This window comes from Dactylosporangium sp. NPDC050588, assembly GCF_040654975.1.
In the GTDB taxonomy this organism is placed as follows: Bacteria; Actinomycetota; Actinomycetes; order Mycobacteriales; family Micromonosporaceae; genus Dactylosporangium; species Dactylosporangium maewongense.
Genome location: NZ_JBFAJA010000215.1, coordinates 1 through 2,733, shown reverse-complemented (window position 1 = coordinate 2,733; position 2,733 = coordinate 1). Strand labels below are relative to the sequence as shown.

Genomic DNA, 2,733 nt, shown 5'->3' with positions numbered 1-2,733 from the left:
ATCTGGCCGCCTACCAGGACGTGGACGGCACCAACCAGCAGTGGCAGCTGGTCCGCCTCGGCGGCACCACCCCCACCACCCCCGGCGGCACGACCCGCACGTTCACCAACCCGATCAAACGCAACGGCCCGGACCCCTGGCTGCAGCAGTACAACGGCTCGTACTACCTGGCCACGACGACGTGGAACTCCACCATCACGATGCGCCGCTCCACCACCCTGGCGGGGCTGGCCACGGCCGCGGACCAGGTGGTGTTCAACCTGGCCGGGCGGCCCAACGGGTGCTGCAACATGTGGGCGCCGGAGTTCCACCTGATCAGCGGCCCGAACGGGCCGCGCTGGTACCTCTACTACACCGCCGGGCAGAACGTCGCGGACTACAACCCGACGCAGCGGCTGCACGTGCTGGAGAGCGCCGGGACCGACCCGATGGGCCCATACACGTTCAAGGCCGACCTGGGCGGCGACTGGCAGCTGGACGCCAGCGTGCTGACGGTGAACAACCGCCTCTACCTGCTGGGCACCTACAACGGTGGCAGCAACGGCCAGAGCCTGTCGATCACGCCGATGAGCAACCCGTGGACGCTGTCCGGCAGCCGGGTGCGGCTCACCTCGCCGACACTGTCCTGGGAACGGCAGACCGGTGCCGTCGCCGAAGGTCCGGAGCCGCTGTACCACAACGGCCGCACGATGATCGTGTACTCGGCCAGCGCCTGCTGGGGGCCGGACTACAAGCTCGGCCTGCTCACCTTCACCGGCAGCGACCCGCTCAACCCCGGCCACTGGACCAAGGCACCGAACCCCGTCTTCCAGCGCAACGACGCCAACGGCGTGTACGCCCCGGGCCACAACGGGTTCTTCAAGTCACCGGACGGCACCGAGGACTGGATCGTCTACCACGCGAACGACTCCGCGTCCGGCGGCTGCGACATGAACCGGTCCACCCGTGCGCAGAAGTTCACCTGGAACGCCGACGGCACCCCGAACTTCGGCATCCCGGCGCGGCTCGGCGTCACCCTGACCGCACCAGCGGGGGAGTGACCCATGACTACTCGACGCACCCTGCTGAAGTCCGGCATCTCCGCCGCCGCCGTGGCGGGAACCGGCGCCCTGCTCACATCGGGCGCACCGGCCTGGGCGGCCCCGACATACGGCGGCTACGTGATGGGCTACTTCACCGAGTCACCGAACCGGATCGCCGACGACTACGGCCTGCACCTGGCCGTGAGCATCGACGGCCTGAACTGGACGCCGCTCAACCAGAACGCCGCCGTGGTCACCCCGACCGCCGGCACCGGCGGGCTGCGCGACCCGTTCATCATGCGCAAGCAGGACAACACGTTCGTCGTCCTCGCCACGGACCTGCGCGGCACCGACTTCAGTCAGCCGAACCAGTACATCCACATCTGGGACTCGCCCGATCTGCGCAGCTTCACCGGCTACCGCCGCGTCCGGATGCACACCATGCCGACGCACACCTGGGCACCCGAAGCGTTCTGGGACGCCTCGCGAGGCCAGTACGGCATCGTCTACTCCGCCAACAGCGGCGGCCGGGACGCGTTCTACGTCAACTACACGAACGACTTCCGCACCGTCAGCGCCGCCCAGGTGTACTTCGATCCTGGCTTCAACGTGCTCGACGCCACCGTGCACGTCGGCTCCGGCATGAACTACCTGTACTACAAGAGCTTCGCCGACGGCCGGCTCTACGGCGCCCGCTCGACCAGCCTCGCGCCGCGCAGCTTCGACCGCGGCACATACACCAGCGGCGTCGTCAACGGCGGCATCGAGGCACCCATCGTCGTGAAGGCCAACGACCGCAACGAATGGTTCCTGTGGGGCGACTCGTTCGCCCCGGTGAACGGCGAACTCTACGTCTGGCGCAGCGGCGACATCGCCGGCAACGGCTGGACACCGCTGGGCAAGGACCGCTACACCCAGCCGCTCAACGCCAAACACCCCACCATCACACCGATCACCGCGGCCGAGCACACCGCGCTCCTGGCCCGATGGGGGGCGCCGGCCTGGAACCGGATCAAGTCCTACAACTTCCCGGACCACCTGATCCGGCACGCCGGCACCACCGCCCGCATCGACCCCTACCCGTTCGACCCGTACGCCGACGCCCAATGGCGGCTGCGGCCCGGGCTGGCCAACACATCCGGCCTGTCGTTCGAGTCCGTCAACATGCCGGGCCGGTACCTGCGCCACACGAACTACGTCCTCACCCTGGCCGCCAACGACGGCTCCGCGACCTTCGCCGCCGACGCGACGTTCTACCGCACCACCGGCCTCGCCGATGCCGGGTGGACGTCACTGCGCTCGCACAACTTCCCCGACCGGTACATCCGCCACACCAACTACCAGCTGCGCATCGACCCGATCAGCGCCTCCTCGAGCGAAGCCGCGCGTGCCGACGCGACCTTCCAGATCGGGTACTGAGTACCACCTGCCCGACATGACGAACCGCACGGCGCCGGTCTCGGCCACCCGGACCGATCCCGCCCTGACGCCGTGCCCTGAAGACGGAGGAACGAGACATGGCAGTACAAGGTCAACGACCGCCCTCGCGGTCGCGGTGGCGTGGTCGGCGGCGGTTGTGGTCGGTCCTGAGTGTGGTGGGTCTGGCGATGACCGGTGCGGTGGTGGTGTCGGCGTTGCCGTCGGCGTTGGCGGCGACGGTGGACACGGCGGCGTCGTATGTCTTCGTGAACCGCAACAGTGGTAAGGCGAT

At 68.6% G+C, this 2,733-nt stretch carries 3 protein-coding genes; 2 read left to right on the top strand and 1 reads right to left on the bottom strand.

Annotated features, from left to right (window positions below):
• Together AB0I21_RS57340 and AB0I21_RS57335 are read left to right on the top strand one after the other, a co-directional pair.
• Positions 1-1,040: glycoside hydrolase family 43 protein (locus AB0I21_RS57340; RefSeq protein WP_360574486.1), on the top strand; the 1,040-nt coding region annotated here is incomplete at its 5' end.
• Positions 1,041-1,043: 3 nt separating this feature from the next.
• A complete protein-coding gene (locus tag AB0I21_RS57335) occupies positions 1,044-2,441 on the top strand; it encodes a glycoside hydrolase family 43 protein (RefSeq protein WP_360574484.1) in 1,398 nt (465 codons plus the stop codon).
• Between the two features lie 112 nt (positions 2,442-2,553).
• Here the strand turns inward: AB0I21_RS57335 and AB0I21_RS57330 are convergent.
• The coding region (locus AB0I21_RS57330; protein ID WP_360574482.1) for a hypothetical protein at positions 2,554-2,733 on the bottom strand (180 nt) is incomplete at its 5' end.